A 26107-nucleotide genomic window follows, 5' to 3' on the forward strand; every position below is an offset into this window, starting at 1 on the left:
TCTGTCGCGGATTACGCCGATTACCGCTTTCTTCCTATGTGAATGCCTGTGTACTCCTGACTAGGGTGTCATCCCCCTGTCGCCACCCCCGCGACACAGAAAAAGAAATCAGGAGTGCACAATGTCTGTTTCATTCAAGGGACGCGCTGCCGTCGTTGCCGGCGGTTTGCTGATGCAGTCTGTTGCCATGGGCAGCATGGGTAACATCGGTACCACCTACGGCGTGTTGCCTTTCGATCTGGCCACCGCCCAAGCCCTGAGCCTGTTCAACAGCCAGACCTCAGCCACCTATTACAACCCGGCCTATCTGGCCAAGGATTCGCGCGGCGAACTCACCGCCGGTTTCATGCACGCGGACCATGAGCTGCGCGCTAACAGCCTGGGCGGCGCGGATGCGCCGGTACGGAACGGTGATGTGATTCAGGACTCTCCCTCCCAGCATGTGCTGATCGGCATGAAGACCGATCTCACCTCGCTGACCCAATACGATCATCCGCTCTATCTGGGCCTGATGCTGGGCGTGGAAAAATACGGTGAGGAAATGCTCGCCTTCGAATCCCAGACCTCCCAGCAAGGGCAGTACTTCGAGTATGGCCGTCAGCCCCTGTTTCTGAATCTGGGCGGTGCCACCCAGCTGTGGCGGGGGATCGACGTGGGTGCCACCGCCCGGATTACCCTGCATGCCGAAGCCGACCTGGCCGCCACCACGGACCTGGCCGGTAACACCCGCTATGAAAAACTGGAAGTGTCCGCCAAGCCCGCCATCCGGCCGATCTTCGGCATCAACATGGATTGGGGCGAGACCTTCTGCGCCGAAGGCGACGACTGCTGGTTCAATGGTCTGGAAACCGCGCTGGCCTATCGCGGCTATTCCAATACCAAGACGGAAGTGAACGCCAATGCGGTGATCCCCGGGGTAATTTCCAGCCCGGGCCTGATGCTGGCCATCAACACCCTGGATTCCTACCAGCCCAACATCCTCAGCGGTGGCCTGCATTACCAGTCCGGTCGCTGGCGCACCGGGGTGAGCGTAGAATGGCAGGAGTGGTCGGCGCTGGAAGAGGAATTCGAGCGCGACACCATCAAGGACCAGACCGTCAATGGCGATGTGGGTCAGCTGCGTTTCAAGGATGTGGTGATCCCGCGGCTGGGCGCCCAGTACCGCCTCAACGACACCTTTACCTTCAATGGTGGCCTGGCCTTCAGCGAATCACCGCTGGATTCCGACGCCTCCGTGGACGTTAACTATCTGGATAGCGACAAGTGGATCGTTGGCCTGGGTGTGGCCGCTGAGTTCAAGGAACCGTGGTTGCTGGCCTACCCGGTGCGTCTGGACTTCGGTTACCAGTACCAGAAGCTGGAAGCCCGGGAGTTCGATATCTATGACACCCAGTCCGCCGCTTACCCGCAGCCCAGCGAACGGGTGGAAGCGGAAGGTGACGTCCACGTCTTCAGCGGTTCCCTGACCCTGAAATTCTGATTGCGGAGGCAAGCATGATGTTGCGAATACTTTCCCTGATTGCCGCCGCGTCGCTGCTGGTCGCCTGTGGCGGCGGTAGCGAGCAGACGGTGGATTACAGCGCCCGTAAAAAAGGGCAGGTCTATTACAGCTATCCGGCGGATGAACAGACCGGCGTGTCCGTGCATGCGCCGGTGGTGGTGCAGTTTTCCGAGCCGCCAACACTGGCCGATCAGGACGTGAGCCTGGTGGGGCCGGATGGCCAGGTGGATGTGGTGCTATCCCGCGCCGACCAGGACCGGTCCCTGGTGGTGACCCCTCAGGCGCCGCTGGCTTTCCAGAGCGATTACCGACTAGAGCTGGACGGCATGACGCTGGTCGGTTTCAGCGGGGGCGAGCTGGCCTTCACCACCGGCACTGCCGGCAAGGGCCCGGCCAGCGAGCAACAGCAGGCGGAGGCTTTTACCGTCAGCCGCTTTTCGCCGTCCGCTGACGACACCCGCCCGCTGATGGATTTCTCTACCCTGCACGTGCAGTTCAGCCAGCCGCTGGACCCGGGCACCGTGGAGTACGGCACCACCGTCAGCCTGGAAGATGGCAGCGGCAACCTGGTGGAGGCCAGCGTGCTGGCAGGCAGCAACCGCCTCACGGTAGACCCGGCTGGCGACCTGCAACCGGGGCAGAGCTATACCCTGATGCTCGATAGCGCCCTGAGCAGCCGTTTCGGCACGGCCCTGACCGGCGACAGTGAGTTTGCGGTAAACCCGCAGGACTCCCGGCCCCGTGAAACCCTGGCTCTGGAAGCCATGGCCGCCGACCCGGTGAAAGGCTGTAATGAGGAGGGCGTGACACTGTCTCCGCTGACTGGCGCGCCGATCAACTGTGTGCCCCTGATTGCCCGTTTGCTGGGCAACACCACGGTGTCGAAACTGTCCGGGGATCTGTTTGCCGACCTGGCCTTTATTCCCAACTACCCGGACGCCTCGCCGCTGCGGATTCGCAAGGGTGCGCTGCTGAAAGGTGCGCCGCTGGAAGTCTTGATCGGTGGCCAGTTGCCCGCCGGCTTTGATTCCGGCGAGGTGACGGTGAGCTTCCTGTCCGATGCCACCGGCTACCTGTTGCCGGCCCCCTACAGTGCCCGCCCGGAAGCGCCGCGCCGCATCATGCTGACCCTGGATCTGGCGTTTTCCACTGCCGATTCCCGTGCCAACGGCGCCTTCACCCAGACCCTGTTGCAAGTGGAGCTGGTGGGCCGTGCCATCGTCGAAGAGGGGCGCATGGAGATCGATGCCCTGGGTGTGGTCGAGCCGGAAGTGCTCGGTATCGAAACCGCCTTTGGCGTACTCAGCTTCCATATGGAATCCTACCTGGATCAGGAGAATGCCCCGGCGCCACCGGTGGATATCACCGGGCCCACCCTGCAAAGCTGGCAGCCCGGTGACTATGCGGACCGCTTCCGCCCCGGTGATCCCATTGTCCTCAATCTCAGCGAAACCCCGGATCAGGACAGCATCGAAGCCGGTGTCAGTGTCACTCTCACCGACCAGGGGGTGGCGGTGCCGTTCCAGTGGAAGCTGGATGGTGCCTCGCTGATTCTCACCCCGGAGCAGCCGCTGGCATTCGGCACCGAGTATCAGGTCACGCTCACCGACGGTGTGGAAGACCTGCACGGTAACCCGGCTAGCCCGGAAACCCTGCTGTTCAGCATGCCTGCTTACAGCCCGGATGCGCCGCGCACGCCTTACACCACCACTGTGTACCCGGGCTTTCCCTGCGCCGTGGATCCGTCCAGTCGCGATCTGGGCAACGGCATTCAGGGTCAGTGCGCCAGTGCCTTCCAGAACCAGGCCGGCGACCTGCTGCCGGTGGATGCGATGCCTGCCAACCGGCCTATTGAAGTGCAATTCTCCCAGGACATGGATGCCAGCAGCATGGTGCTCGGCCAGGCCTGCGGTGAAGGCAGTGTGCGAGTGGAAAAAATCGACAACGCTGGCAATTGCCTGGAAGCGGTGCCCGGCTACCTGTCCCGCAACACCCGCTCACTGACGGTGATTCCCGCACAGCCCTGGGAAGAGGGCACCTTGTACCAGTATGTGCTCGGGTCCCATGAAAACACCGGCTGCGGCCAGGACGTGATCTGCTCGGTGGCGGGTATGCCCCTGCAGACCGCCCAGTTGCTGGCGCCGGCTGCGGATGAAGGTGGCCCGGATATGGCGATTGCCTTTACCGGTGCCCCGGCCACCAGCAATGTGTTTCTGCCGCTGCGCAACCTGCCGAAGGCGGATGTGAACGCCAACTTCGAGATGGATGCCGGTGAGCAAAAAGCGGTGGAAGACCCGCCGGGCAGCGGCGACTACCCCACGCCCACCAATGCCGCCTCCCTGTTTGTCACCGGCACCGGCGGTCTGGCCACTGGCGCCAACGTGGGCTGCCCACTGAACCAGGATTGCCCCGGCGAGAAGTTCACCTACCTGAACGGTGGCATCAATGCGGACATCATCGGCTGGAACGAGGACGAGCAGGCGGTGGAAGTGCTGCTCTACCCGCCGGTGTTGATGACCACCAACAGCAGCGTCTACGCCCAGATCCTCGGTCTGGTGGAGCCGGAAGTGCCCACCGAGCCACTGGTGATGCGGGCCCGTTATGCGGATGACGGCAACGGCAATCGTACCGAGCCGGTGCGCGGCTATATCCGTCACGACGGCAATTCGCTGACCTTCGACACCACCCTGGATCTGTTTCTGGATGCCCCGGAAATGGAAGCGCCGCTGGGGCTGCCGCACAATCTACACAGCCTGCAGCTCAACGATCTGCAACTGAACGGTCCGGTGGAATTCCTGCCGGATGGCCGTCTGGTGATCGGTCTGCTCAGCCTCAATGCCCAGAACATCGATGTCAGTATCGGTGGCGGGGCGGCCACCATTGACCTGCAGATCCCCACCGGCGGGGTCAACCTGACCTTCCAGAGCGGTTCCATCAAGTAACCGCTGACCTGCCGCGGCCGTCTGCCCGCTCCCGCAACCAGCCCTGTGCTGCCCCTGTGGGAGCGGTCGTTCGACCGCGATCTCCATCACGCCCTGTCGAATACCCGACCAATCCGCCCCTGTCCATGCCGCCAGCCTATGCCCCTCGGCCTCGGGCCGATATAATTGCCGCTCATTTGAATAGTGGTGTTTATATGGGTCATCGCACAGCTCTGTACGACGCGCATCTGGCGGCCGGCGGCAAGATGGTCGACTTTGGCGGCTGGGACATGCCGATCAACTATGGCTCCCAGATCGAGGAGCACCATGCGGTGCGCCAGCACGCCGGCGTATTTGATGTGTCCCACATGACGGTGGTGGATATCGCCGGGGCCGGCGCGCGGGACTTCCTGCGCCACCTGCTGGCCAACGACGTGGATCGCCTCACCCCTGGCCGAGCCCTGTACAGCGGCATGCTCAACGACAGCGGCGGCGTCATCGATGACCTGATCGCCTACAAGCGGGACAATGACTACCGTCTGGTGGTAAATTGCGCCACCCGCGAGACCGACCTGGATTGGATGGAAAAGCACGCCGGCGGTTTCGCCGTGGATATCCGCGAGCGTGCCGACCTGGCCATGCTCGCCATCCAGGGCCCGCAGGCACGCAGCCTGGTGGCCGGCCTGCTCAGCGGCGCCCGCGCCGAGGCGGTGAACACCCTGAAAGTCTTCGGCTTCGCCGAAGAGGGCGACTGGATGATCGCCCGTACCGGCTACACCGGCGAAGATGGCGTGGAAATCATGCTCCCCGGTGCCGATGCGGTGAAGCTGTGGGAGCAATTGCTGGACGCTGGCGTGGCGCCCATCGGTCTGGGTGCCCGCGATACCCTGCGTCTGGAAGCCGGCATGAATCTGTACGGCAACGACATGGACGAAAGCATCACCCCCTGGGAAGCCAACATGGGCTGGACCCTGGTACTCAACGACCGGGATTTTGTCGGTCGCCAGCCGCTGCTCAACCAGCAACAAAATGGCCACGGAGAACTCGTTGGCCTGGTGCTGGAAGGCAAGGGCGTACTGCGCGCCCACCAGCAAGTGTTGTTGCCCAATGGCGAGCAAGGCGAAATTACCAGCGGCACGTTTTCGCCGACGCTGGGCAAGTCCATCGCCCTGGCCCGGCTGCCCGCCGGCGCCACCGGCAAGGTGGACGTGGAAATCCGCAACAAGCGCCAACCCGCCCAGGTGGTCAAGCCGCCTTTCGTGCGTAACGGCAAGGCAGTGTACAAAGAGTTGTAGCATTCGCGATGCAAGCATCGCTTCCCACGGCATCTGAACTGGACCGGGGTTTGTAGGAAGTCATGCTTGCATGACGAAGAAATTGGCACCCAGGCATGGCTTCAACGACAAGCCTGCAGAACATACAGATTTCGGCGTCATGCGTGCAGCATGCCGCGTGAAGCGTTAAACCAAGGAGACAACAATGAGCGAGATTCCAGCCGAGCTGCGTTATGCCGCCAGCCACGAATGGGCCAAGAACGATGACGGTGTGGTGACCGTGGGCATCACCGAACACGCCCAGGATGCCATGGGCGATCTGGTGTATGTGGAGCTGCCTGAAGTGGGCCAGGTGCTGGCCGCCGGTGATGAAGCCGGCGTGGTGGAATCCGTGAAAGCCGCCTCCGACATTTACGCCCCGATCTCCGGTGAAGTGATCGAGATCAACGAGGCGTTGGAAGATGAACCGGAACTGGTCAACAACGTTCCCTATGAAGGCGGCTGGCTGTTCAAGATCCAGATGAGCGAAGCCGGTGATCTGGACAACCTGCTCACCGCCGATCAGTACCAGGCGCAGATCGAAAGCGAATAACGCTAGCGATAACACTCCGTAGGAGCGGCGCTTGAGCCGCGAATGTGCTTGCGATGTCTTTCCTCGCACGGATTCGCGGCTCAAGCGCCGCTCCTGCGGTGCTGATGTAGCGCGCTGTATTAGCCAACACCCAACCTATCCAGGTACCCCAATGCCGTATATCCCCCATACCCCCGATGACGTGCGCGCCATGCTCGACGCCATCGGCGCCGACAGCATCGAAGACCTGTTCGATGAAATCCCCGCGCACCTGAAAGCCGCTGGCAAACTCGACGCCCTGCCCGACGGGCTGAGCGAAATGGATGTGACCCGGCTGATGAACGAGCGCGCGGCCATGGACGCCGGTGCCGTGAGCTTTATCGGTGCCGGTGCCTACCAGCACCACATCCCGGCGGCGGTATGGGAGATTGCCACCCGCGGTGAGTTTTATACCGCCTACACGCCTTACCAGGCGGAAGCGAGCCAGGGCACCCTGCAGGTGATCTACGAATTCCAGACCCTGATGACCCGGCTCACCGCCATGGACGTGAGCAACGCCTCCGTCTATGACGGCGCCTCCGGCCTGGCCGAAGCAGTGCTGATGAGCCTGCGCGCCAACCGCAAGAGCAAATCCCGCAAGGTGCTGGTGCCGGCGGCCCTGAACCCGCGTTACGCCAGCGCCACCCAGGCCATCGTGGAAAACCAGGACGTGGCCCTGGAAACCGTGCCCTTCTGTCAGGAAAAAGGGCAGACCCTGATCGACGCCCTCAAGCACCACGAAGGCGAAGACTACGCCGCCCTGGTGATCAGCCAGCCCAACTACTTCGGCAGCCTGGAAGAAGTGGATGCCCTTACCGACTGGGCCCACGCCAACGGCATGCTGGTGATCGCCGTGGTTAACCCCACCGCCATGGCGCTGATTACCCCGCCCGGTGAATGGGGTGAGCAGGGCGCCGATATCGTGGTTGGCGAAGGCCAGCCGCTGGGCGTACCGCTGTCTTCCGGTGGCCCCTACTTCGGCTTCATGTGCTGCAAACAGAAATACGTGCGCCAGATGCCTGGCCGTATCATCGGCCGCACCGTGGACATGGAAGGCAAGCAGGGCTTCACCCTCACCCTGCAGGCCCGCGAACAGCACATCCGCCGTTCCAAGGCCACCAGTAACATCTGCACCAACCAGGGCCTGGCCATGACCGCCGCCACCATCTACACCTCCCTGCTGGGGCCGGACGGCCTCACCAACGTGGCCGCCCATAGTCATGCCAATACCCAGGCGCTGGCCGACAAGCTCACCGCCATAGACGGCGTGGAACGCGCCTTTGCCGCACCCACCTTCCACGAAGTGGTACTCACCCTGCCGAAACCGGCGGGCGAGGTGCTGGCGGCCCTGGCCGAGAAAGATGTGCTGGGCGGCGTCAGCCTGGCCACTGATTACGACATGGACAATGCGATCCTGGTGAACGCCACCGAAGTCCATTCCGAGCAGGATTTGCAGCTCTTCGAACAAGCCCTGAAGGAGGTGCTGGCATGAGCGAGACACAACTGATCTTCCAACTGTCTCACCCGGGCCGCAGCGCCACCTCCCAGGCGCCCAAGGCACTCAGCGACGATAAGCTGTCGGCGATTCCCGCGCACCTGCGCCGAAAGCAGAAGCCGGGCCTGCCGGAAGTGTCCGAAATGCAGGTGGTGCGTCACTACACCAACCTGTCCAGCAAGAACTTCGCCATCGACAAGCAGTTCTACCCGCTGGGCTCCTGCACCATGAAGTACAATCCCCGTGGCGCCAACCGTGCCGCCATGCTGCCGGGCTTTCTCAACCGCCACCCGCTGGCCCCGGAAAGCCACAGTCAGGGTTTCCTCAGCTGCATGTTCGAGCTGCAGAACTTCCTCAAGGAAGTCACCGGCATGAAGGGCGTGTCCCTGGCCCCCATGGCCGGCGCCCAGGGCGAATTCGCCGGCGTGGCCATGATCCGCGCCTACCACGAAGCCCGTGGCGATGATGAGCGCACTGAAATCCTCATCCCCGAAGCGGCCCACGGCACCAACCCGGCCACCGCCGTCATGTGTGGCTACAAGGTCCGTGAAGTGCCCGTCGGCAAAGACGGCGACGTGGACCTGGAAGCCCTGAAAGAAGCCTGCGGCCCACAGACCGCCGGCCTGATGATGACCAACCCGAGCACCTGCGGCGTGTTCGAACGGCAGATCGAAGCCATCTCCAAAGCCGTTCACGAAGCTGGCGGCCTGCTCTACTACGATGGCGCCAACCTGAACGCGATCCTCGGCAAGGTGCGCCCCGGTGACATGGGCTTCGACGTGATCCACATGAACCTGCACAAGACCTTCGCCACCCCCCACGGTGGTGGCGGCCCCGGTGCCGGCCCGGTGGGTGTGTCCGAGCGCCTGCTGCCCTACCTGCCCACCCCCATGGCGGGCCAACGTGACGACGGCAGCTACCACTGGATCGACAGCGACACCCTGGATACCAGCATCGGCCACCTCAGTGCCTTCATGGGTAACGCCGGTGTGCTGCTGCGCGCTTACTTCTACGCCCGTTCCCTGGGCCGTGAAGGCATGATCCGCGTGGGCGAATTTTCCACCCTGGCTGCCAACTACCTGCTCAAGCGCCTGGAAGCCGTGGGCTGCACCGCCGCCTACCCGGATCGCCGCGCCAGCCACGAGTTCATCCTCACCTTTGCGAAAGAAGCGAAAGAGCTGGGTGTCACCGCCATGGATATCGCCAAGCGCCTGCTGGACTACAACCAGCACGCGCCCACCACCTACTTCCCGCTGCTGGTGCCGGAATGCTTCCTTATCGAGCCCACCGAAACCGAAAGCAAGGAAGCCCTGGACGAGTTCGTGGACGCCATGGCCGCCATCCTGGAAGAAGCGCGAACCGAGCCCGACATGGTGAAAGAAGCGCCCTTCACCCAGCCGGTGCGCCGCCTGGATGATGTGAAAGCTGCCAGAGAACTGGACCTGACCTGGTCAGACTGATTCCCGGCCACAAAAACCGTAGGAGCCATGCTCGCATGGCGAACAAGAACCCGGCGAATGCCGGGTTCTTTTTTATATATCACCCGCGATCCAACGGACTGATCACCCCCAGCCCACCCCTTGCCTATTCCTCGCCTTCTACATTGCTGTCCTTTTAGCCAATATTTTCATGGGGCTCCGTTTTCAGCGCCGAGCAAGTTGAATATTTAGATTAAGGTTTGCAGGTTTCCGGATTTTCAAATAAACGAATCAGTTGATGGGTTCATGAGAATCTATATTCAATAAGGCGTGGATTTTTATGAGTATGCAGGGGATTGAGTAGCCGCAAGTTGGTATGTGGATAATGTGATATGGTATGACTGTTTTTTGAAATAACCGGTATGGTCCTGCTTGGGGCTTTGAGAGTGAGAATGGCAATGAATCTATCAAGGCGATATATAACTCTTATTTTTGTAGGTTGGCTGTCATTTGGATTTACATGCTTTCTTTGTTCCCGTGGTTATACTGGTGGGGCAGAAACATTTTTCTTTTGGCTGTCATTGACCTCTTGGACATTGCTCCCATTGGTTCACTTATTGGTGGCCGTATTAATTGCTGGAAAGAAAAAGAGTGATCCGTCGTTAGTTGCTACAGTCGGCATGTTGTTCGCTGTCCTGGTTTTCATTGCAGGGCTGATAGGATCAGGATTTTCCAGCTACGCCTAGGGGTATTGAGTAAGGATATTTTCAGGGCTCCATGGTTTCATTGTTGATGAAGGTTTTTACATTAAATTTTTGGGAGCCTTACTCTTTGGCGAATATTAATTTCACTGCCTAAGATTGTGATTTTCTTGGATTCGGAGATTACATATGGTTTTAGTCTTGTGTCAGTCTTTTCAAGAAGATCAATATTTCCATTGACTCTATGCAGTCGCCCTTCCTGAGCTCCCTTGGTGACTCATTGTAAGCGGTGAATAGTGCTGCATTCGACGTTACCCCTCGCAGGTGGCAAGCCTCTTTTTATCCCTATTTTGTCTCTTTCTTTCAAGAGGGAGCTGCGGCCTATGCTGTGAAAGCAAAAGGTCAACGGTTGTTAAAGAAGTGGAGAAGTGTACGGTAAAGGGCCAATGCCAAATTTTCGACAGGAGGCGCTCAATGAAAAAAGATCCCAACAAAGGCTATATTGCTTTATTAGGATGGAGTTTGAACGCGGTCGAGGCGGCGGAGAAGTTTGATCGCCGTTATGTGGTTGTGGCCCCGGACTGGGCAGAGGCGTATTGCCAGGAGCATGATATTCCCTACGTGCCCTGGAATTTCGAACGCCTGAATGATCGCTCCATGGAGATTGCCCAGACCCTGAAAGACATGGGTGTGGATGTGTCGGTACCGCTGTATGAGGAAACCGTGGAGTGGGCCGGTGCGATTAATTCGGTGCTGCTGGATAATCCTCGTTTGCTGGGCCAGGCCATGCTGATGCGGGATAAGTCCTTGATGAAGCGGCGCGCACAGCTTGGCGGTATCCGGGTGGGTATTTTTGAGGAAGCCCATGACCGGGAGGACGTGATCCGGTTCCTGAAGCGGGTGAACCAGACCCTGCTCAAACTGGATGGTGATCCCAATGACCCGATTCACCTGAAGGCCTTTGACAAGGCCGGTTGTCTGGGCCACCGGGTGATCCGTACTCCGGATGAGGTGGATGCGATTCCTGATGAGGAATTCCCGTCGTTGATGGAGTCGCATCTGGATGGCTGGGAATTTGCGGTGGAGGCCTGGATCCATGATGGCAAGATCTGTTTTCTCAACCTGTCCGAGTATGTGACGCTGGGGTATTCAGTGTATGTCCCTGCGTCGCCGGATCTTGAGCAATACCGGCCGCAAATTACCCAGCAGATCGAGAAGCTGATCAAGACCTTTGATATCGAGTTCGGCATGATTCATCCGGAGTACTTTGTCACCAGCGATGGTGAGATGTACTTTGGTGAAGTGGCTTATCGCCCGCCGGGCTTCAAGGTGTTCGAGTTGCTGGAACGGGTCTATGAGGGTTTCAATGCCTATCAGGCCACCATGCTGGTGTTCGACCCCAAGGCCACCACAGAGGAAGTGAAGGCTTACTTCCCGAAAGAGGTGGTGGATGCCAAGGGCCATGCCGGTTGTTTCGGGGTGTACCCGCGTCGGCGTGTGGTCAGTCAGCTGGAGATCCCGGAGGAGACCGAAGACCATCCCTACTTCGAGTCCCATGAACTGACGGCGCCCATGGAAGAGGTTGTCACCAAGCGCACCGCCTTTGGTACCCATTGGGGGCTGATTTACTTCATGGGTGACGACCCGAAAGAGATGCACCGGTTGCTCAAGCGGCAGGAAGAGCTGGATTTCTATGTGTGAATACGCTGTCACCATGGGGCCCGCCGGGCCCCCACGGATTCGTTAAGGAACTGCCCTGTGTCTACGACCCATTCAGAGACGTCCGCGTCCAGCAATCTGTCTCTGCTACTTGTGCGGCTGGATGATGCCATCACCCAGTTGGCAGAGGCGCCCTCCTTTACCCGGCCGGCCAAGGTGCCACGGGTACTGGATACGGCCCGGCGGGTAATGATGCAGGAGGGCGGTTGTGCGGCCCTGGGCGAACGCATCGAGACGCTGGAAGCGGCCGGGATTTTTGCCGGGACAGATTGGGCGGAGCCGCAGATTCTGGTTCCCGGTTTCACTACCCAGTCCCTGCAAAGTGCCCAGGCTGAGCTGGTGGTGATCGAGGCCCTGAGCGAGCTGCGCATGCTGGCGGTGGCCTGTGGCGATTACCGCCACACCCTGATTTCCGCCGAGCAGGCCCACCATTTTCTCACCCAGGTGCTGGCGCTCAATCTGGCCATGCTGTTTTCGCCGCCTTCCGAGGCGCAGCGTGAAACCCAGGGCCGCCTGGCGGTGCTGCCACAGAATCTGTTGCAGCATCTGGCCGAGCGCATCGGTTATGAGCATATCGTCGACAAGCTGATTGAAGAGATCTGGCGGATTCTCAATCAGCGCCCCATTCAGACCGAGCCGGTCAAGCAGATGGTCACGCAGATCGCCATCTGCCAGGTCAATCCGGATATCGATCTGGGCAGCAGCGGGCAGGGGGCGGACCGCTTGGTGAGCAGCCTGTTCGGCCCGACCCGGGCCTGCCGGGAAGACCCGGGCGTGGCGATCTACCTTGAGCGGCTCGCCAGCATGGATGCCACGGCCTTGCAGGGCGAAGCCACCGGGTTTGCCCGGGCCATGCATGACACCGGGTTGGTGTCGCCGTATCACCCGGTGTTGCTGCGCCATTTGCTGGAGGAGGGTGACCACCTGGTGGCGGAGGCCATGGGCCTGTCGTCAACCGGTCGCGATTGCCTGCTGTGTTACCGGCAGCTGGTGCAGGCGTTGATTGAAGCGGCGGTGCATCCGCAAACTGCCCAGGCCATTTATGGCCTGGCGTTGGTGCTGGAGCGGGGCATTCTCTATCAACCGCCAGTGGCGCCGGCCCTGTGGCGGCAGCTGGGCCTGGTTCTGTCTGACTGGTCGTGCCAGCGCCTGGCACTGGCTTTCGGGGATCAGGTGCCGCCACAGGCGCATCTGATCGAAGGTGTGCTGTGCATGCTGGGGCAGCCACTGGGCGTGGGGCAGGGCAATAATCCCACCTGCCAGTCCGCCCGGGCGCTGTCCATGTGGTCGTACAACGATCCGGATTACCTGCTGCAAATGGTCACCTGGGCGGCCCGTGACGATGAAATCATCATGCATTTCGAGGGCCAGCCGATTTCCTCCAGCGAAAGCGTTGGCGGTGTGGCCAGTAGCCTGCCCATGGACCTGGACCCGGTGTCTCTGCTGGTTGTGCCCCATCTGGACCGGATCTATGCGGAAATGGGCCGCCGCTGTATTGAGCGTGAGGGTGATCCCCACCGTTGGGTGAACCCGGAGTTTCATGGCTGGTGGTCCGGCCGCGGTTTTCGTATCAATGTGGATGTGGAAACCGGCAAGCTGTGGGAGCTGGATGATTTCCTGCGTCATTTCTATGCGGCCTATCATCCCTACTACAACGGCAATCAGCCGCTGATACACCCCCAGCCTGCGGGGGTCGCTGTCACCGACAGTGCTGCCCGTTTTATCGGCTGGCATGCCATCAGTATCTTGCGGGTGGCGCTGGATCCCCAGGATGTCATGCGGGTGTATTTCTATAACCCCAACAACGACAGCGGTCAGGACTGGGGCGATGGCGTGGTGGTCAGCACCGCAGGCCATGGCGAACGTTTTGGCGAGGCGTCACTGCCGTTCGAGCAGTTTGCGTCACGGCTTTATATCTTTCATTTTGATCCCCTGGAGCGGGGTGAGCTGGCGCAGGTTGAGCAGCAGCAACTGGATCAAGTCAGCGGCTATCTGCAGCGCAGCTGGGGCGCGGACAGGCTGCCCGAGGGTGGCCTGCAGGCCAGTGAAGGGGCGACCGGGCCGGGTTGATCAAGGCCTGATCCCGTCGCGCAAGGCCCGGCAACACGATGACGTCCCATGACGCTGCGAAGAACACGCGGATGATGGATGTCCTGTTGTTCCGGCTGGCAATAGTCGCCTGGCTGGTGTGCGCCATTGCTCCCATCGATGGCACCTGGTTTGCCGGTGTCGGGGTGTTCGTTGTGTCGATGATGGGCAGCGTGGTGATGCTCGCCAACCTGACGCCGGATTATGTGGATAGTCTTGGTGAGATGCTGGGTCTTCTTGCTCTTCTGATGCCCGGGTATAACCTGATTTTTTTATGGGGGTTGTGGCGCTTCTCTTCGCTGGGGCCGCATCCCTGGTCAGGATGGAATCTGCTGCTTTACGCCTGCTCCCTGCATGCGTGTTTTTATGCCTTCGCGTTTTTTGTTACCCCTTCTGATGTATCGCTGACTGTTACTGCTACAGGGATTCGCTGGGTGTTTGCGATCTGGTCCGGCTCGCTACTGTTGTTGGCGTTGGCTTTTCTGGTACGTTGTTATCGGTTACGTCGGTTATTGCGTGAAGGATAAATGAACGTTTCCTGCTCCGGTTTAGTATCAAACCTGTGATTCATCATATCGGATCATGGTTCATGCTTGCCGCAGGAGCGCCGCTCCTGCAGTAAAGGCAATGTCATTCCGGATTAATAAATAACAGGATTTAAAAAACCGTTGGGCCCATCTTTGCTAGCATGAGGCCGTTGTCAGTTACGGAGAGTTGCTACCGGCATTCTCCAGTCGCCAACCCTGTCATCATGGATGAAATGCTATGACGGAAAAACGCACCCTCCCCACCTCGACGATTCTGCTACCGGTTTTTATTCCGGCTGTGGTGGTATCGCTTCTGCTGATTATCGGCACCATCAGCGACCCGGAACGGGCTGGCGAAGCCTTTAACACGGCGCAAGCCTGGATCACCTCGAATTTCGGCTGGTTTTACATGCTGTCGGTAGCGCTGTTCCTGATCTTTATTGTCGGTGTGGCGATGACTCGCTGGGGCAATATCAAGTTGGGGCCGGATCATTGCGAGGCGGAATATTCATTCCCGGAATGGTTCGCCATGCTGTTTTCCGCCGGTTATGGCATCGCCTTGCTGTTCTTCGGGGTGGCGGAGCCCGTGCTGCATTATGCGGAGCCCCCGGCCGGGGCGGCAGAAACGGTGGATGCGGCCAAGCAGGCCATGCAGATTGCCTTTTTCCACTGGGGTTTTCATATCTGGGCGATTTACGGCCTGGTGGGTCTGGTGATGGCCTATTTTGCCTTTCGCCATGGTTTGCCGTTGTCCATGCGGTCGGCGTTTTACCCGCTGATTGGTGAACGAATTTACGGGCCGATCGGTCATGCCATCGATGTGTTCGCGATTCTTGGCACCATGTTCGGTATTGCCACCACCCTGGGTTTGTCCGCCGCACAGATCAACGCGGGGCTGAATTATCTGTGGGGTGTGCCGGTGGCCACCTGGGTGCAGATTACCGCCATTGCCATTGTTACCGCTCTGGCCACCGTGTCGGTGGTGGCCGGGATGGACAAGGGTGTGAAGCGCCTGTCGATTCTTAACATGGTGCTGGCCGTGGCGCTGATGGCGTTTGTGTTTGTGGTCGGGCCGACCATTCATATCCTGGAAAGTTTTCTGCAGAACACGGGTAGCTATTTAAGCGGCATTGTCGAACGCACCTTCAATCTGCAGGCCTATACCCACAGCGACTGGATCGGTAACTGGACCCTGTTTATTTTCGGCTGGACCATCGCCTGGGCGCCCTTTGTCGGGCTGTTTATTGCCAAGATCAGCCGTGGCCGTACCATCCGCGAGTTTGTGGTGGGGGTGATGCTGGTGCCGTCTTTGTTCACCTTCCTGTGGTTCTCCGTGTTTGGTGATACTGCGCTGAACATGATCATGAACGAAGGCGTGAGTACGCTGGTTGGTGATGTACAGACCGACAAGGCGGTGGCGTTGTTCAAGTTGTTTGATGAACTGCCATTGTCGTCGTTTATTTCCTTTCTGGCGGTGCTGTTGATTATCACCTTCTTTGTGACGTCTTCGGATTCCGGCTCCCTGGTGGTGGACTCGCTGGCTTCCGGCGGGGTGCTGAATACCCCGGCCTGGCAGCGGATTTTCTGGGCGGTGCTGGAGGGGACCATTGCGTCGGTGTTGTTGCTGGCTGGTGGCTTGCAGGCGCTGCAGACCATGACCATTGCCAGCGCCTTGCCCTTTGCCATCATTATTATTCTGGCGGCCGTGGGCATGTGGCGGGCGTTGGTGATTGAGGGGCATCGCGAAACCAGCTTGCAAATGCATATGGCGACGCGCCGTCACCTGACCGGTTCCCAGTGGCGCCATCGTCTGAAAGGCATGATGGACTTCCCTGGCCGCGACAATGTGGAAAGCTTCATTCGCGGTAAAGCCATGCAGAGCATGGAAAAGGTGGTCAAAGAGATGAAGGAGTCCGGCTGGGATGCCAGGGTGGTGTTCGATGAGAGCCTGATCCGTGCCGAACTGCAGGTGGAACGTGAAGGGCATGTGGGCTTTGTCTATGACATCCGCCTGGTCAGCCAGCCGGTGCCCGGCTTCGTAACGGCGGGGGGCGCTTCCACGGTGATGAAAGAGGAAAACTATTACCGGGCGGAAGTGTTCCTGCGTCGCGGTGGCCGTTCCTATGATGTGTTCGGTTATGACGAGGATGACATCATTCGCGATATTCTCGACCAGTTCGAAAACTACCTGCATTTCCTGGATCTCACTCCGGGCAAACTGCCCTGGGAAATGGGTGAGCACGATGACCTGCTGCATCCGCCGGAGGATGAAGGGAAAGAAGATCGGTAAGTCTGATACTGTCGGTAAAGAAGGCCGGCAGTTTTGTAGGGGCTATGCTTGCATGGCGAAAGGTGTTCGGGTTCGCCATGCGAGCATGGCTCCTACGGTGGTTTGAATAGACGCGTGAGCGGCTGTCAGGAGGGACGCCGCTGCTTGGCCAGTTTCTCCAGCCACATCAGGGTATCCACCTGGGTGACCAGGTGATCCAGGTAGGCGGGGGAAAGATCGCGCAGGGTTTCCAGGGCGCTTGTGACCAGACGGTGGGAATTGAGCGGGCCGGCGTCGCTGGGGGTCTGATGGATAGCCTGAGCGATGCGTTGGCGTTTGCGCTGACTTTGCTGTGTGGCGCGGACCTGACGCAGGGCTTTCAGCTCCCGTGGGCCGCTATTGTCTGTCGGCGTTGCCGGAGTAGTGATGCCGTGCCGGGCCAGTACGCTTTGTTCCTGCTGGCGTAGCAGGGCGGTCATCGGGTCTCTGTGGTCGTCGTCTTCCTGGGGTGTCTGGTTGGCATAGCAGGCGTGCAGGGCGGCAAACGCAGAAGGGTCTTGCTGCCGTTGACGGGCGCGCAGATGGCGCAGCAGTGCTTTCAGATCCCCTTTCTCCCGCATGGCGGCCACGGGCTCACTCAGCGCCTCCTCGGCCAGTTGCGCATCCACCCGGGCACTCTCGGCCTGAAACGCTTGCTGAAACTCTTCCAGCGCTGTGGCCAGCCGTGTCAGCGGCGTGGGGCTGACACGTGTCAGGGTGCCAAGACGCTCGGCCTGGGCTTCCAGGTAGCGAAAGCGAACCGGGGCAAAGCGGGCTGCGCCCTGATCGCGCAGGCTCGCCAGCTGTTCGGTCATGGCACTGAGCGAGGGAGTGTTGAGGCTAGGAACATCAGCCATTGCCGTCGGCTCCTTCTGCCTGGCTGGCATGCTGGGCGGTACTGACCTTGGCGCCCTGGCGGGGCACGGTGGTCAGTTCTACCCGGCGGTTCTGGGCCCGGGTGGTATCGCTGTCGTTGGGCACCACCGGCTGGTGGGGGCCGAAGGCGGCGGCGAACACCTGGTCAGCGGGCATGCCCTGGTTGATCAGGGTGCGCGTTACGGTGAGCGCCCGCTGGGCAGACAGGCCCCAGTTGTCCTGGTAGCGGCGGTTGCCGCGCTGGATCGGCAGATCATCGGTGAAGCCGCTGACCATCAGTAGTTCGTCATGCTGATCCAGAAACACCTGCAGCGGCTTGGCCAGATCGCGCAGCAGTTCCTCGCCCTCCGGCTGTAGCTGGTCCGAGTTGAGCTGGAACAACACGCTGCCGCTGATGCCGATGCGGCCATCGCGGAAGGTGACCCGGCCACTGGCCAGGGGATCGGCCAGCGCCTCTTCCAGGGCCTGGCGGCGCTGCTCTTCGGCCACCCGCCGGGCCTTTTCCTCTTCCAGTGACTGGCTCAGCTCTAGCTGAATGCCGATGACCCACACCAGCACCAGCACCAGAATGCCCACCAGGGCAGCCATCAGGTCCGAGAAGATGGCCCAGACGGATGAGCTGTCGCTGTCGTGAAGATCGTCCATCAGTTGACCTCGCTGGTCGGGCGTTCTTCGCTGTGGGTGTCGCTGCCGTTGGCGCCGCTGTTGGCGTTATTGAGCGTACCGAGGGCGTCGATCACTTCCTTCTGCGAGGCCATGCTCAGTTCGATTACCTCGCGGGCCTGCTCCACGTAGTAGTTGAGCTGTTCGTCGGCCCGGGCGGAGGACTGCTCCAGACGGCTTTCCACCTGTTGCAGGTTGTCCAGCAGCTTGTCGTTGGCGTCGCTGAACACCTGCACGGCGGTGGCGAAGGCATCGCTGAGGCTGGCCACTTCAGCGGCGCTACCGGACACATCGCCGGCCACCTGGTCGAGCTGCTCGCTCTGGGCGCTGACCTGTTGGGCGAAGGTATCGCTGACCTGGGTCAGGGTGTCGCTGGCGGTGGTGATCAGGGTTTCGATGGCATCCCGTTGGGCGCCAGCAGCATCGCGCTGGCCGCTGAGCAGGGTGTCCAGCTCGGCCATGATGCGGCGGCGCTCTTCCAGCAGTTCGTTGTCCCGTTCGCTGCTGCGGGTCATTTCCTCGCGCAGGCGGCTAATCACTTCCGCCGCCGCTTTCGGGGTTTCCGAAGCAGTCTCGATCAGGCGGGTCATGGGCGCTTCCAGGGCGGTGCCCAGTCGGCCCAGGTGCTCGCTGACGGTACCTTCCAGCTGTGCCAGCCGCTCACTGGCGGCCTCGCTGCGGCCGGCTTCTGCGTCACGCAGGGCAATCAGTTCCTCGCGCACGGTGGCTACCAGGGTCTCCAGGCCGGTTTTCTGGCCGTCCAGCAGGCCGGTGGCGCTGTCCTGGAACTGGCTGTTGTGCTCGCTCAGGGCGCTGCGCAGTTCGCTGATCAGGGTGGTGCCGGAGGCCTGTTGTGCGTCGATACCGTCGCGCCACTGGGCGGCGGCCTGGTCGCTGACCTCACGGAACTGGCCGGTGACAGCGCTGAGCTGCTCTTCGCTGGTGCGGGCCAGCTGCTGCTGGGTATCGCGCACTTCCTGCAGCAGGCTGTGGCCGGTGTCTTTCTGCTCGGCCAGGCCCTGTTGCCACTGTTGCAGAGCCTGCTCGCTGGCGCTGCGGAATTGCTCGGCGATGGCGGCTAGTTGCTGTTCGCTGGCGTTGCCCAGCTCTGCCTGGGTGCTGCGCATCTGTTCGAGCAGCTGGCTGCTGTTGTCGCGGAACTGATCGTGATGAGCGGCCAGGGAGGTGCTGATATCGCTGACCAGGCGGGCGCTGGTCTGCTGATGCTGCTCAAGCCCCTGCTGCCAGTGTTGGGCAGCGGATTCCGTGGTCTCGCGGAACCGCTCGGTGAGGGTGGCAAGCTGCTTTTCGGTGATGGCGTTGAGCGTTTCGTGGGTGCCCTGCACCTGCTGGCTCAGGTCGGCCAGGGATTGCTTCATGATCGGCTGGATGTTTTCCACCGCCAGGCGGCTGCTGTCCGCCAGGGTTTCCTTCAGCGACTGGCTGACGGAATCCGCCAGGGTGCGGTACTGGTCGGTGAGAGTGTGGTGGAAATCCTGCTGGTTGCGGGTCAGGGACTCGCTGAGCTGTTCGCCCATCTGTTCCATGCGCCCGGTGAGCCCCTGCAGGGCGCTGACCAGCTCCGGGAAGATGCGGGATTGATCCTGCAGGGCGGTGTAGGCGGACTGGCGCTGGTGATCCAGGGAGAAGGCATGCAGTTCCAGGTCCACCCGGTCGTCCAGCTTGCGCGATACGGTCATGCGGTCGCGGCGGCACAGGGCGGCGCTGAGGCCCAGCATGGCAGAGGCGGCCACACCGGCAATGGAGGTGCCGAAGGCCAGGCTGAGCCCGGCGATGGGGGCGGCCAGGGCGCTGCGGATGGCGGTGAGTTCGCTGCTGCCATCCAGGGCGGTGGCGGCCCCTTGCAGGGTGACGATCATGCCCACGAAGGTGCCCAGCAGGCCCAGCATCACCAGCAGGCCGGTGAGGTAGGGGGTCAGCTGGGGGCCGGGCAGGGGCGCCGGGTGGCCATCGATGCGGCGGTGTACCGCGTGGCGCAGGCTGCCGGGCAGGGCCTTGAGCCAGTGAGTCAGGCCATCGCGGCTTTCCGGCAGGTCATCGAGCTGCCGGTCCAGGGTGGCGGTGGTGCGGCGAAAGCGCACCAACTCGGCAAAGCCCAGGGTATAGGCGGCGGCGATGATCAGGGTCACGGTCAGGGCCACCGGGTTGCTCAGAAAGGTGGCGGCGATCCAGACCACGGCAATGGCGCCGAGGAGAAAGGGGACAGCAAAAAGAAAGCGTCTCATACGGTCTTGCTTACCTCGTTATGGGTGGACTGGTTGCCCGTCGCATCGGCGACAAGGGCGTCCAGCAGGCCGAGTATGGGTTCCTGGCGGGCGTCCAGCTCGGCAAGTAACAGCAGTTGCAGTTCACGCCGGAACTGGCTCAGCCACCCCTGTGGGGCGAGCCAGTCCTCGACGGTATGAAAGGGATCACGGGTGTCCCAGAGGGTGCGATAGCGTTTTTCCAGAAAGCCGGGCAGGGCGCCGAAGCAGTGGCGCACGTAGCCGCTCAGGCTTTGTTCAAACACCGCATCCAGTTCCGCCAGCCGGGCCATGGCCTGGCTGTGGCCGATGAGGATACGACGGGACCGCTGGCGCAGGTTACTGAGCCCGGCAATCATCTGCCGTTGGTGGGCCTGATAAAAGCGTTCGTAGGCGCCAAAGGTGGGGCGCTTGTCGGTCTGGGCGTCGTCCTTGAGCGGCGGCAGGGGGATCACCGAGGCCGCCTTCTCTCCGGCAAAGCTTCGGCTCAGGTGGGCCAGCAGGGTGTCGCGGGTCTTCAGCAGGTCCGCCTGCAGGCGTTCGGTGGCGTCCGGCCTGGCCTCGAAGGGACCTTTGGGGCGGTATTGATTGGCGCCGTCCAGAGAGATGGCATCGGACAGATCGAACAGCCGTCCCAGGCGCTCGGCAAAGTCTCCGTGGCTATCCCTGGCTGCCTTGCGATCCAGCTGCGTCAGCAGCGTCACCAGACGGCTGCTGGCGGGGCCGGATGGTGCGGGTGTGTGCGTCCTATGCATACTCTTGGTTATCCATGCTGCAGGGCGTTCTGGAGCGAGCCGGCCATTCTAATCGGGAAAGGGCGGGGATGATAATGCGTCTGTCGGTTGCGCGCTGCTGGCGATGGCGGGGTTGGGGTGGTGAAATAGGTTCAGGTTCCGTGGCGAGCTGCCCGCAGGGTGAAAGGGGGGAGCAATTCGCTATCGGAGCCTGTCGGCTACAGGAGAAACCGGACATGGAAAAAACACTGATAATAGCGGCGATGCTGTTTCTCGCCGGTTGCCAGCCCATGCCGGGTAGCGACCGGGACAAATATGGCTGCCTGGGGTCTGCGGGGTATCAGTGGTGCCCGGCCAACGACAGCTGTGAACGGCCCTGGGAGTTGGCACAAGAGCAGGGCTTTGAGCGAAGCCAGGCGGCCTTTGACGAGTACTGCAGCGGTTAGTTGCAACCCTGAGACAGGACGATGTCAGTCGTCCTGCGGGTCGATGCTGTCCATGTTGCGCGAGGCGGTGCGGGCGTCTTCCAGGGCGGCAAATTGTTCGGAAATCAGCGAGCCGACTTCCTGATTGACCTTGCGAATGGTGTCGTATACCAAGCCGATGGTTTTACGCTGTTTGTCTCTCAGGTTGCCGGCCTTTTCTTCGAACAGTCCAAGCTTTTCCAGCGCGTCGAAGGGCAGCCCGGCGATGTGCTGGTGCACCTCTTCCACGGTGGTGGCGCCGTCTTCAATGGCTTCCTGAATCATGTCTTTGAGCAGTTCTGCCCGTTCAACGTTTTTCTTCATTATTGGTCCGCAACGCCCATGGGTGAGTGGAATGCTCTTGGCAATGTAACGGAATCCACGGGTTACGGCCAGATTTCAGGCGGCCTGGGTGACCGATTGTCCGACGTAATAAACCGTTACCACGCATCGCCTTGACCAGGGCGGAACAATGGGGCCAATCTGGAAGCGGATTCATGCAGAGACTTGCAAGGAGTCATACCGTGGAAAATGCAAAACAGATGCTGGCCGATATCAAGGGCAAGCTGGATGAACTGGAAACAGAACTGGAGCAACTGGAGGCCCGGGGCGTCGGTTCCAGTGGTGATTCCAGTACCGAAGCGGAACGTCACCAGCTGGCCCTGCAGGATGTGCTCACCGATTTGCAGCAGCGCATTGATGAATACCATGAACTGGCCGACATGGATGCGGATGGCCAGGGCAACTGGCAGCAACTGGATCGCGACCTGATGGATCTGGACAAGGATCTTTACGGCGCTAACTGATTGCCGGATTGCTGTTTTGCTACTGCCGTGCTTGCCCGGCGTGCCACAGGAATCTTTTCACTCGCTGTTGTGGGCAGGTGATTAGCCGGAGGTGAAGGACTGAACCTTTGACTTTTGCTGGCTGATGTTCCCCGCTATTCTTGCGCCCTCCATGGACGGACGGTGTTGTGATGACTCTCAAACCACTTAGTGGCGTGCTGCTGCTGCAATCCCTGCGCAAACATCTGGGTTTTTTCTGCATTCTCTTTTTTATGGGGCTGACATTCGCGTCCGTGGGTGTGGGCCTGCTGGTGTGGGCGCACTCCCCGGGAGACTGGGGGTTGTTGCTGTTTGCGTCGTTGTTTGCGTTGATCGGCTTCGGCGTGTTGATCATGGCGTTTGTTACCACTTACAGCAGCGTGGGTTATTACTACGAGCGTGCCCTGTTGAAAGAATACGGCATTAATATCGATGGCCGGGTGGTGGGGGTTCAGCAATATAACCAGCCCGAAGACGGGGAAGAAACTTTGTGGCTGATGACCTTCGAATATCACCATCAGGGCTTGCGCTATGAAGTGGATGCCATGCTGCCCGGTGAGCAATGGGCGGATAAGCTACCGCAGCAGCAATGGCTGCCACTGCGGTTGCTCAAGCCCCGCCCGCAGGTGGCGGAACCCCGTTGGCGAAAACTGAAAAACCAGCTCAAGCTGGACGGGGTTTGGAGTTAAAGGCCTTAAAGACAAAAGCGTTTTTTCACCACCGAGGGCACAGAGCTCACTGAGGAAAACCGTTTCTCCGGGGTATATGTAGGGTGGGTTAGCCGCAGGCGTTACCCACGGATTGCGCGTTTCTTGTGGATTACGCCTGCGGCTAATCCACCCTATACAAAAGCAAAGGTGATGGTTTTTCCTCAGTGAGCTCTGTGCCCTCTGTGGTAAAAATCGACTCCCCTACATCACCAGCAACTGCCCCAGCCCCAGCACCGCCACAAAGCCCACGCTGTAGGCCACCAACAGGTAGAGGAAATAGCGCAGGTAGCTGACGAAGGTCAGCACTTCCACCTTGCTCATGGCGATCACCCCGGCGGCGGAGCCGATGATCAGCAGGGAGCCGCCCACGCCCACCGAATAGGTCAGTGACAGCCATTCCGGCAGGGTCATGTCGATACCGGAATTGAGCAGGGCCGCGGTCAGTGGCACGTTGTCGAACAGGGCCGAGGCGATCCCCACCAGGAAGTTGGCGGCTACCGGGGGCATCACATCGTACAGGGCCGGGAAGTAGGCCAGCATGCCCAGCTCCTTGAGCATCCCCACCAGCAGTAGTACCCCGAGGAAAAACAGCAGGGTGTCGAACTCGATCTTGCGGATGTATTCCAGCACCGGTTCGTCCTTGTTGAGGAACTGCACTACCAGAAACATCAGTGACAGCCCGAACAGGAAGCACAGCACCGGCGGAATGCCAAAGGCCACATTGGCACCGATAGTGCCGAGGATGGTGGCGAAGAACAGTATCGCGATGACCTTGTCGCCTCGATCAATCACGGTTTCCTGTTTCTGGATCTGTACCTCGCCGCTGAGCCCCAGCGACAGCATGCCGGCCAGTACGGCAACCGCGCCGGCGGCGGGCAGGCTGAGCAGGAGAAGGTCGGGGATTTCCACCTTGTCCGCCAGAAAGATCATCAGCGTGGTCACGTCGCCGGTGATCAGCGCAGTACCGCCTGCGTTCACCGAGAACACCACCAGGACCACATAGCGCAGCAGCTTTTCCGCCGGTAGCTTCAGGTTCGTCAGCACGGCAATACACACCAGGGTGGCGGTGATGTTGTCAGCCAGGGAGGAGAACAGGAACGCGAACAGACCGGTGAGCAGCATCAGCTTGCGTTCGCTGATGCGAGTGGGTAGCAGGCGGTTGACGATGCTGTCGATAATGCCCTTGCCGGACAGGTACGCCACAAAGGTCATGGCGGCCATCAGGAACAGCCACAGGGTGGCGATATCCAGCAGGTTTTCGTCCAGCCGTTCCATCAGGATGTCGTGGCTCAGATGGGCCGGCGGGGCGATAAAATACAGCAGCCAGGCCAGGGAGCCGAAGAACAGGGTGGTCTTGGCCTTGTCGATGTGGACCATGTCTTCGACGACGATGGACAGAAAACCCAGTGCTACCAAAATCAGTAAAACGGTGCTCATGACGGGCCTCTCTCACGGCAGGGAGGTGTTGAGGGTGAGGGCGGCGGTATTCTAGGCCTTTTGTGAACTGGGTTCACCACTAGTCCCGCTTTATTTACTGTGAACGCCCCGGGCCTGAAAAAAATCCCCATGAAAGAGCAAATTTGCTGCCTTGCCCCTTTAAATTAATGCGAATAATTCGCATTATTGTGTCTTGAAGTTTTTGGGTGCCCCTGTGACTGGTGCCTGTTCACTTGCCGTTACACGATATTCGAGGAATTCCATGCTGTCCCGCGTCTCTACCGGGGGCCTGTTGCTGGCCTCTCTGCTGCTCTCTGCCTGCAGTGATGAACCCGCTGCCACGCCAGCACCGGCCTACGACGAGGCCCGTGCCCGGCTGGTGATCAATCACTATGCCGACCTGGCGCTGGCTGCCTACAGCGATGCCCTGAGCGAGGCTCGCGAATTGCGTGGGCAGATTGATGCCCTGCTGGCGCAACCCAATGCAGAGACTCTTGCTGCAGCCCGTCAGGCCTGGCGCGATGCCCGGGTACCCTACATGCAGACGGAAGTCTTTCGTTTCGGCAATGCCGTGGTGGATGAATGGGAGGGGCAGGTGAATGCCTGGCCGCTGGATGAAGGCCTGATTGATTACGTGGCCGACGATTATCAGGCGGTGATGGGTAACCCGGGCGCCCGAGCCAATATCATTGCCAGTCAGTCATTGAAGATTGGCGAACAGCAGCTGGATCTGAGTGAGCTGGATGCCGATCTGCTGGCCAGCCTGAACGAGCTGGGCGGGTCCGAGGTGAATGTGGCCACCGGCTATCACGCCATCGAATTTCTGCTCTGGGGGCAGGACCTGAATGGCACCGATGCTGGTGCCGGCGAACGCCCGGCCACGGATTTTGCTACCGGTGAGGCTGCCACCGGTGGCCACAACGACCGTCGTCGCGACTACCTGACCGTGGTGACCGATCTGTTGATCAGTGATCTGGAAGCCATGGTGGCTGAATGGCAGCCGGACCAGGACAACTATCGCGCCGACCTGGCGGCAGACAGTGTGGAAAACGGCCTGCGCAAGATGTTGTTCGGTATGGGCAGCCTGTCCCTGGGCGAGCTGGCCGGTGAGCGCATGAAGGTGGCCCTGGCCGCCCATTCGCCGGAAGACGAGCATGATTGCTTCAGTGACAACACTCACTTTTCCCATTTCTATAACGGCAAGGGTATCGAGAATGTCTATCTGGGGGAGTACCAGCGGGTAAACGGTGAAACCGTCAGCGGCCCGTCCCTCAGTGATCTGGTGGCTGCCAGCGAACCGCAGCTGGACGAGGCACTGAAAGCCGACCTGAATGCCAGCGAGGCGGCCTTGCAGACGCTAGTCGACAGTGCCGCCAGCGGCGTGCATTTCGATCAACTGATCGCGCCGGGCAATGCCGAGGGTGCTGCCACGGTGAACGGGGCCATTGATGCCCTGGTGGAACAGACCACCCGCATCGAAAAGGCGGCCCTGGTACTGGATATCCAGGCCCTGAATCCGGACACCGCCAACCATAGTTTCTGAAAAATCGTGATTAACAGTGACAGGGCAGCG

The 26107-nt window shown here is 60.5% G+C and carries 20 protein-coding genes; 14 read left to right on the plus strand and 6 right to left on the minus strand.

What is annotated here, in order from left to right; all coding sequences use genetic code 11:
* Positions 1–121: 121 nt before the first annotated feature.
* The 10 genes from ACMG4M_RS02300 (at position 122) to ACMG4M_RS02345 (ending at position 16544) form a co-directional block, all read left to right on the plus strand.
* Positions 122–1480, plus strand: a complete 1359-nt coding sequence (locus ACMG4M_RS02300; protein WP_297765671.1) for an OmpP1/FadL family transporter — start codon at positions 122–124, stop codon at positions 1478–1480.
* A gap of 14 nt (positions 1481–1494) precedes the next feature.
* Positions 1495–4443, plus strand: a complete 2949-nt coding sequence (locus ACMG4M_RS02305; RefSeq protein ID WP_335626209.1) for an Ig-like domain-containing protein — start codon at positions 1495–1497, stop codon at positions 4441–4443.
* A gap of 194 nt (positions 4444–4637) precedes the next feature.
* Positions 4638–5717 carry a glycine cleavage system aminomethyltransferase GcvT gene (gcvT, locus tag ACMG4M_RS02310; protein WP_335626210.1) on the plus strand — a complete coding sequence of 360 codons (1080 nt, stop codon included), beginning with the start codon at positions 4638–4640 and terminating at the stop codon, positions 5715–5717.
* Positions 5718–5901: 184 nt separating this feature from the next.
* Complete coding sequence (gcvH, locus tag ACMG4M_RS02315) at positions 5902–6288, plus strand: glycine cleavage system protein GcvH (protein ID WP_272974645.1); 387 nt, start codon at positions 5902–5904, stop codon at positions 6286–6288.
* A 151-nt stretch (positions 6289–6439) separates the two neighbouring features.
* Positions 6440–7798, plus strand: a complete 1359-nt coding sequence (gene gcvPA / locus ACMG4M_RS02320; protein WP_414430657.1) for an aminomethyl-transferring glycine dehydrogenase subunit GcvPA — start codon at positions 6440–6442, stop codon at positions 7796–7798.
* Complete coding sequence (gene gcvPB / locus ACMG4M_RS02325; RefSeq protein WP_335626212.1) at positions 7795–9261, plus strand: aminomethyl-transferring glycine dehydrogenase subunit GcvPB; 1467 nt, start codon at positions 7795–7797, stop codon at positions 9259–9261. The genes gcvPA and gcvPB overlap by 4 nt, the downstream gene beginning before the upstream one ends.
* A gap of 1133 nt (positions 9262–10394) precedes the next feature.
* Positions 10395–11621, plus strand: a complete 1227-nt coding sequence (locus ACMG4M_RS02330; protein ID WP_035246113.1) for a carboxylate--amine ligase — start codon at positions 10395–10397, stop codon at positions 11619–11621.
* Positions 11622–11678: 57 nt separating this feature from the next.
* Complete coding sequence (locus ACMG4M_RS02335; RefSeq protein WP_414430658.1) at positions 11679–13709, plus strand: hypothetical protein; 2031 nt, start codon at positions 11679–11681, stop codon at positions 13707–13709.
* A 71-nt stretch (positions 13710–13780) separates the two neighbouring features.
* Entirely contained in the window at positions 13781–14254 is a 474-nt protein-coding gene (locus ACMG4M_RS02340) for a hypothetical protein (protein WP_414430659.1), read from the plus strand.
* A 238-nt stretch (positions 14255–14492) separates the two neighbouring features.
* Complete coding sequence (locus ACMG4M_RS02345; protein WP_414430660.1) at positions 14493–16544, plus strand: BCCT family transporter; 2052 nt, start codon at positions 14493–14495, stop codon at positions 16542–16544.
* 125 nt (positions 16545–16669) lie between these two features.
* On the opposite strand, the gene ACMG4M_RS02350 is transcribed toward ACMG4M_RS02345, so the two are convergent.
* The 4 genes from ACMG4M_RS02350 to ACMG4M_RS02365 are packed head-to-tail and all read right to left on the minus strand — an operon-like array spanning position 16670 to position 21120.
* On the minus strand, positions 16670–17419 hold the full coding sequence (locus ACMG4M_RS02350) for a DUF2894 domain-containing protein (protein WP_414430661.1): 750 nt from the start codon (positions 17417–17419) through the stop codon (positions 16670–16672).
* A complete protein-coding gene (locus ACMG4M_RS02355; protein ID WP_272997207.1) occupies positions 17412–18083 on the minus strand; it encodes an OmpA family protein in 672 nt (223 codons plus the stop codon). Before ACMG4M_RS02355 ends, ACMG4M_RS02350 begins: the two co-directional genes overlap by 8 nt.
* On the minus strand, positions 18083–20347 hold the full coding sequence (locus ACMG4M_RS02360) for a DUF802 domain-containing protein (protein ID WP_414430662.1): 2265 nt from the start codon (positions 20345–20347) through the stop codon (positions 18083–18085). The genes ACMG4M_RS02355 and ACMG4M_RS02360 overlap by 1 nt, the downstream gene beginning before the upstream one ends.
* Positions 20344–21120, minus strand: a complete 777-nt coding sequence (locus ACMG4M_RS02365; RefSeq protein ID WP_052042553.1) for a DUF3348 family protein — start codon at positions 21118–21120, stop codon at positions 20344–20346. Before ACMG4M_RS02365 ends, ACMG4M_RS02360 begins: the two co-directional genes overlap by 4 nt.
* A gap of 215 nt (positions 21121–21335) precedes the next feature.
* Between ACMG4M_RS02365 and ACMG4M_RS02370 the strand changes: the two genes are divergently transcribed.
* Positions 21336–21545 (plus strand): hypothetical protein, encoded by a 210-nt coding sequence (locus ACMG4M_RS02370; protein WP_035246124.1) that lies wholly within the window; start codon positions 21336–21338, stop codon positions 21543–21545.
* A gap of 24 nt (positions 21546–21569) precedes the next feature.
* On the opposite strand, the gene ACMG4M_RS02375 is transcribed toward ACMG4M_RS02370, so the two are convergent.
* Positions 21570–21887, minus strand: coding sequence for a hypothetical protein (locus ACMG4M_RS02375; RefSeq protein ID WP_035246126.1), 318 nt, complete (start codon positions 21885–21887; stop codon positions 21570–21572).
* A 200-nt stretch (positions 21888–22087) separates the two neighbouring features.
* On the opposite strand from ACMG4M_RS02375, the gene ACMG4M_RS02380 reads away from it, so the two are divergent.
* Positions 22088–22369: a hypothetical protein gene (locus tag ACMG4M_RS02380; protein WP_232222023.1), complete on the plus strand. Its 282-nt coding sequence runs from the start codon at positions 22088–22090 to the stop codon at positions 22367–22369.
* Between the two features lie 170 nt (positions 22370–22539).
* Complete coding sequence (locus tag ACMG4M_RS02385; RefSeq protein ID WP_035246129.1) at positions 22540–23076, plus strand: hypothetical protein; 537 nt, start codon at positions 22540–22542, stop codon at positions 23074–23076.
* A gap of 222 nt (positions 23077–23298) precedes the next feature.
* On the opposite strand, the gene nhaD is transcribed toward ACMG4M_RS02385, so the two are convergent.
* Positions 23299–24534: a sodium:proton antiporter NhaD gene (gene nhaD, locus ACMG4M_RS02390; RefSeq protein WP_035246130.1), complete on the minus strand. Its 1236-nt coding sequence runs from the start codon at positions 24532–24534 to the stop codon at positions 23299–23301.
* Between the two features lie 262 nt (positions 24535–24796).
* On the opposite strand from nhaD, the gene ACMG4M_RS02395 reads away from it, so the two are divergent.
* A complete protein-coding gene (locus tag ACMG4M_RS02395; RefSeq protein WP_414430663.1) occupies positions 24797–26077 on the plus strand; it encodes an imelysin family protein in 1281 nt (426 codons plus the stop codon).
* The last annotated feature ends 30 nt before the right edge of the window (positions 26078–26107 follow it).

The sequence above is a fragment of the Alcanivorax sp. IL3 genome, from assembly GCF_047495465.1.
Classification (GTDB): Bacteria; Pseudomonadota; Gammaproteobacteria; order Pseudomonadales; family Alcanivoracaceae; genus Alcanivorax; species Alcanivorax jadensis.

Bases quoted from the DNA above. Each gene is read 5' to 3' on its own strand.
- ACMG4M_RS02300 (WP_297765671.1), top strand. From the start codon at position 122: ATGTCTGTTTCATTCAAGGGACGCGCTGCCGTCGTTGCCGGCGGTTTG.
- ACMG4M_RS02305 (WP_335626209.1), top strand. From the start codon at position 1,495: ATGATGTTGCGAATACTTTCCCTGATTGCCGCCGCGTCGCTGCTGGTC.
- gcvT (WP_335626210.1), top strand. From the start codon at position 4,638: ATGGGTCATCGCACAGCTCTGTACGACGCGCATCTGGCGGCCGGCGGC.
- gcvH (WP_272974645.1), top strand. From the start codon at position 5,902: ATGAGCGAGATTCCAGCCGAGCTGCGTTATGCCGCCAGCCACGAATGG.
- gcvPA (WP_414430657.1), top strand. From the start codon at position 6,440: ATGCCGTATATCCCCCATACCCCCGATGACGTGCGCGCCATGCTCGAC.
- gcvPB (WP_335626212.1), top strand. From the start codon at position 7,795: ATGAGCGAGACACAACTGATCTTCCAACTGTCTCACCCGGGCCGCAGC.
- ACMG4M_RS02330 (WP_035246113.1), top strand. From the start codon at position 10,395: ATGAAAAAAGATCCCAACAAAGGCTATATTGCTTTATTAGGATGGAGT.
- ACMG4M_RS02340 (WP_414430659.1), top strand. From the start codon at position 13,781: ATGATGGATGTCCTGTTGTTCCGGCTGGCAATAGTCGCCTGGCTGGTG.
- ACMG4M_RS02345 (WP_414430660.1), top strand. From the start codon at position 14,493: ATGACGGAAAAACGCACCCTCCCCACCTCGACGATTCTGCTACCGGTT.
- ACMG4M_RS02350 (WP_414430661.1), bottom strand. From the start codon at position 17,419: ATGGCTGATGTTCCTAGCCTCAACACTCCCTCGCTCAGTGCCATGACC.
- ACMG4M_RS02355 (WP_272997207.1), bottom strand. From the start codon at position 18,083: ATGGACGATCTTCACGACAGCGACAGCTCATCCGTCTGGGCCATCTTC.
- ACMG4M_RS02360 (WP_414430662.1), bottom strand. From the start codon at position 20,347: ATGAGACGCTTTCTTTTTGCTGTCCCCTTTCTCCTCGGCGCCATTGCC.
- ACMG4M_RS02365 (WP_052042553.1), bottom strand. From the start codon at position 21,120: ATGCATAGGACGCACACACCCGCACCATCCGGCCCCGCCAGCAGCCGT.
- ACMG4M_RS02370 (WP_035246124.1), top strand. From the start codon at position 21,336: ATGGAAAAAACACTGATAATAGCGGCGATGCTGTTTCTCGCCGGTTGC.
- ACMG4M_RS02375 (WP_035246126.1), bottom strand. From the start codon at position 21,887: ATGAAGAAAAACGTTGAACGGGCAGAACTGCTCAAAGACATGATTCAG.
- ACMG4M_RS02385 (WP_035246129.1), top strand. From the start codon at position 22,540: ATGACTCTCAAACCACTTAGTGGCGTGCTGCTGCTGCAATCCCTGCGC.
- nhaD (WP_035246130.1), bottom strand. From the start codon at position 24,534: ATGAGCACCGTTTTACTGATTTTGGTAGCACTGGGTTTTCTGTCCATC.
- ACMG4M_RS02395 (WP_414430663.1), top strand. From the start codon at position 24,797: ATGCTGTCCCGCGTCTCTACCGGGGGCCTGTTGCTGGCCTCTCTGCTG.